Below are 4,643 nucleotides of genomic sequence, written 5' to 3' on the forward strand. Positions count from 1 at the left end.
GGAGTGAAATCATGACAAAGCGACGCAAATCCGAGCCTCCTGCCGCTCCGCTCGAGATAATGGCGGACTGCAAGGAAGCCGTGATCGACTATCTGACGCGGGCATTCCCGGTCCAGCAGATGACCTTCTTCCGCGATGACACCGGCGAGGTGCGCTCGCGACCGCTGTTCGACGAGAGCGGCCACCCGGTCACCAACCCCGAAGCCGAAGCCGAGCGCGACAATCTGGTCGAGCAGCTTTGCGCGCTGCCGCCGATCGCGGCCGTGCTCGATGCCATCATCACCCGGTTCGGCACCGAGATGGTCGCCGAGGTGACGGGGCGCACCAAGCGCCTCATCACGGTGAGCGGGGGAGGGCAGAAGCTCGAATCGCGCTCGGCCCGCGCCACGCAGGCCGATTCCGCCGCCTTCATGGAAGGCACCAAGCGCATCCTGGTCTTCTCCGACGCCGGCGGGACCGGGCGGTCTTATCATGCCAGCCTCGATGCGAAGAACCAGCAGCAACGCGCGCATCTGCTCCTGGAGCCGGGCTGGAGGGCCGATCGCGCGATCCAGGGCCTGGGACGTACCCACCGCACGCATCAGGCCTGCTCGCCCCTGTTCCGGCCCGTCACGACCGACTGCAAGGGCGAACTCAGGTTCACCTCGACCATCGCGCGGCGTCTAGACAGCCTCGGCGCTCTGACGCGCGGCCAGCGCCAGACCGGGGGGCAGAATCTGTTCGACCCGGCCGATAATCTCGAAAGCGACTACGCCAAGGCGGCGCTCATCAGCTGGTATCACCTGCTCGTCGCGGGGAAGCTGACCAGCACCAACCTCACCGATTTCCAGCATCGCACCGGCCTGGAACTGCTCGATACCGACGGCGTGTTGAAGGAGGATCTCCCGCCCATCCAGCGCTGGCTCAACCGGTTGCTGGCGCTGCCGATCGGGCTCCAGAACTGCATCTTTGACGAATTCCTGGCGCTGGTCGAGGCACGGGTCGCGGCCGCGCGCGAGGCGGGGACACTCGATGTCGGCGTCGAGACGATGACGGTCGAGACCGCGACCGTGCTCGACGATACGATCCTGCGCACCGACCCGGTCAGCAAGGCGACCTCGCACCTGCTGACGATCGAGGTGACCCGGCGCCGCAACCCCATGTCGCTCGAGCGCGTGCTGCGCATCGCCGATACCGACCAGACCGCCGTGTTCGTGCGCAACGGCAAGTCGGGCAAGGTCGCGCTGCGCACCAACGCGCGCTCCTGGCTGACCGAGGACGGGGTGGCGGTGTCGCGCATCGAACTGATGCGTCCGACCCGGCACGAATATCTCGCACTCGACGATCTCTACGAGACGGCCTGGGAGGAATGCAGCCGCGCACGGTTCGAGGCGGAATGGTCGGCCGAGGTCGACGAGATCCGCGGCAAGCTCGACGTCGAGACGATCCGGCTCGCGACCGGCCTTCTGCTGCCGATCTGGTCGGCGCTGCCGAGCGACCATCTCGTGGTCAACCGCGTGGTCGATGCCGAGGGTCGCTCCTGGCTCGGGCGCATGGTGTTTCCGGGCGACGTACCCGCGCTGTTCTCGAAGATGGGCCTCGACAGCAACGACGTGCTGAGCCCGGCCGAGGTCGCGCGCGCCGCGATGGAAGGCGGGACGATCACGATCCAGCGACCGTTCGTCTGCGAGGTGAAGCGCGTGCGCGTCAACGCGAGGCCGCGCATCGAGATCAGCGGCGCACCGGCCAACCAGCTCGCCTGGCTCAAGTCGATCGGCTGCTTCACCGAGATCATCGCCTACAAGACGCGCGTCTTCATCCCCGTCGAGACGGCCGATGCGGTCCTCGCGCGGCTGATGGCCTGACCGGCACTACAACCGACAGCTAGCTGCCAGCTAGCCGCTTGTTGGCGCGACCTGGTCGCCCTCCCGCTGTGGCGGGAAACGAGAGGGGAGAAGGAGCGGGGAGGGTGTCCGGGTCGGGGGAAACGCCCGTGCGCCGGACACTTTCCCGCTCATGGAGACGATAGATGACCCAGACCGTCAAACTCGCGAAGCTGAAGCGTTCCGAGAAGAACGTGCGCACCACCCCGCCCAAGAATATCGAGGCGATGGCCGCCAGCATCCGCGCTCGCGGCATCATGCAGAACCTGCTGGTGACCGCCGCCCGCCCGAAGGGCATGTTCGAGATAATCGCCGGCGATCGCCGCTATCTCGGTGCGATGATGCTGGCCGAAGCCGGCGAGATCGTTGCCGCCGACTATGACGTGCCGGTCAAGATCATCACCGGCGACGAGGCGGACCTGCGCGAGGTGTCGCTGACCGAGAATTTCCAGCGCGAGCAGATGACCGTCGCCGAGGAATGCGTCGCGTTCCAGCACTTCCTCAAGACCGACGGTGACGTCGACGCGGTCGCCAAACGGTTTGGCCAGACCCGCCGCTTCATCGAGGGACGGCTGCGCCTCGCCGATCTTGCCGAACCGATCTTCGAAGCCCTGGCCGCGGGCAAGATCTCCTACGAGATGGCCAAGGCCTACGGCTCGACGGCCGACAAGGCCAAGCAGGAGCGCGTGTTCGAGCAGTATGGTCACTCGTCCTACGTCAACGCCGACCAGATCCGTCGCGCGATCGCCAACGACACGATGAAGGCGACGGATCCGATCGCGATCCTGGTCGGTGCCGATGCCTATGTCGCCGCGGGCGGCCGCATCGAGCGCGAACTGTTCAGCGAGGACGGTGACCGCTGGACCGACCCGGAACTCGCGCAGACGCTCGCTGCCTCGCTGATGGAGGCCGAGGCCAAGCGGCTCGGCGAGGAACTGGGCGTCGCATGGGTGCGCCCCGTCGCCACGACCAGCCTCTACGGCATCACGTCCGACCTCCACCGCGTGACGCTGCCGGCAGCGCCGCTGACGGACGAGGAACAGACGCGCTGCGACAAGATCGAGGAGCGCGTGCAGGTCATCGAGAGCGATATGGAGGACGAGGGTATCGATGACGACACCTATGCCGCGCTCGATGCGGAATCGGATCGGCTGCGCGAGGAATATCAGGCGATCCACGACAAGGCGCCCGAGCTGACCGACGAGGTCAAGGGCCAGGTCGGCGTCTTCCTGACGCTCGGCCGCGACGGCAAGATGACACTCGACACGACCTATTACAGCGAAACGCCGATCCGCCTGCCCGGGGACGATCGGCCGCTGCCGTCGTCGCCGTCGTCGCGTCGCACCGCCGACCTGCCGCCCGAGGCGGTCGCTCCTGGCGGCAAGCCGCTCAGCGCGCGGCTCCATGACGAACTGGCGGTCCAGCGCCGCGACATCCTCGCCGCCTCGATCCTCGGCGATCCGGGGCTCGCGCTCGACTATATGCTGTTCTGCCTCGCCGACCCCAGCCACGGCTACGGCCGCTACGGGACGACGGTTCGGGCAGGGCGTCCGCAGGACCCGCAGATGCCCAAGGATCAGCCCGCCACGCAGGCGCAGGTCGCGATCGCCGAAGCCCGCGAGGGTCTCGACACGTCGTGGACGGAAGGGTCGAACCCGGTCGAGCGGTTCGAGGCGTTCCGCGCGCTCAGCGACGACGCCAAGGCGGCCTGGCTCGCGGTCGTGGTGGCGACCTCGCTCGAGGCCAAGCCCGATTACAGCTCGGTCACCACCAACCCGCTCCATGCGCGGCTCGCCTCGATCCTCGAGATCGAACCCGCCAAATGGTGGCGCCCTACCTCGGCGAACTTCTTCGACCGCGTGTCGAAGGGTACGCTGCTGGCGCTGCTCACCAACGTCGGGGGCGCGCCGCTCGCGGCCCGCTACATGGCCTCGAAGAAGGGCGAGATCTCGACCAGCTGCGAGAAGCTGTTCGCCGGCGAAGCGATCACCGAGGCGGAGACCAAGGACGCGGCGCTGGCCTGGGTGCCCGACGCGATGCGGTTCGATCTCGTGTCGGTCGCCGGTGCCGACGAGGCAATCGACGACGAGCCCGGCGATGAGGGCTTCGACGACGACGACTACGGCGACACCGATGATCTCGGTGCCGACGATGCCGGGATCGACAGCGACGAGGCGCTGATCGCGGCCGAATAGCCCCCCGATACCCCCGGCCCGTTCGTCTCCCGGGCACACCTTGGCGGCTGTCCCTCACCGGGGCGGCCGCCTTCTTTTTACCCGCGGACCGTCACGCGTGGCCCGCGCATCGAGGGAGCTTTCCCATGACCTTTCACCGCAAATCGACTGCGCCACGCCGCGATGTCGCGGCCGAGATCACCAACCTCATAATCGCCAAGCTTGAAGCCGGCGTCCTGCCCTGGTCGCGCCCCTGGGGACTGACCGGGGCAGGGGGGCGACCGCTGCGGCATTGCGGCACGCCCTACACCGGCATCAACGCGCTCTATCTCTGGGCGATCGGCGACGCCCAGGGGTTCTCTGGCCGCAACTGGATGACCTACCGACAGGCGACCGAGTTGGGCGGACAGGTACGGCGCGGCGAGCATGGCGCGCACAGCGTCTATTATTCGACCTTCTCGAAAACCGAGGCGGACCGCGTCACCGGCGAGGCGGCGACGAAGAATATCCGGTTCCTGCGCTCGTACACGGTGTTCAACGGTGCGCCGTAACGGCGGAAGTATAAAGGAGCTCTACCATGAGTAGATGATCTTGCTGGCTATAGATC

At 67.2% G+C, this 4,643-nt stretch carries 2 protein-coding genes and 1 pseudogene; all 3 read left to right on the top strand.

Translation table 11 applies throughout. From position 1 onward, the window contains the following. Positions 1-80 precede the first annotated feature (80 nt). A complete protein-coding gene (locus PX554_RS26380; RefSeq protein WP_275505031.1) occupies positions 81-1,844 on the top strand; it encodes a strawberry notch C-terminal domain-containing protein in 1,764 nt (587 codons plus the stop codon). 164 nt (positions 1,845-2,008) lie between these two features. Continuing rightward, positions 2,009-4,057: a ParB/RepB/Spo0J family partition protein gene (locus PX554_RS26385; RefSeq protein ID WP_037447387.1), complete on the top strand. Its 2,049-nt coding sequence runs from the start codon at positions 2,009-2,011 to the stop codon at positions 4,055-4,057. Positions 4,058-4,182: 125 nt separating this feature from the next. Continuing rightward, positions 4,183-4,575, top strand: a pseudogene (locus tag PX554_RS26390) (ArdC-like ssDNA-binding domain-containing protein); the annotation flags it as partial. Positions 4,576-4,643: the final 68 nt, after the last annotated feature.

It is taken from the genome of Sphingomonas pollutisoli (assembly GCF_029167165.1).
Taxonomy (GTDB): domain Bacteria; phylum Pseudomonadota; class Alphaproteobacteria; order Sphingomonadales; family Sphingomonadaceae; genus Sphingomonas; species Sphingomonas pollutisoli.

Excerpts from the sequence above, each read along its gene's own strand:
- PX554_RS26385 (WP_037447387.1), top strand. The coding sequence starts at position 2,009 with ATGACCCAGACCGTCAAACTCGCGAAGCTGAAGCGTTCCGAGAAGAAC.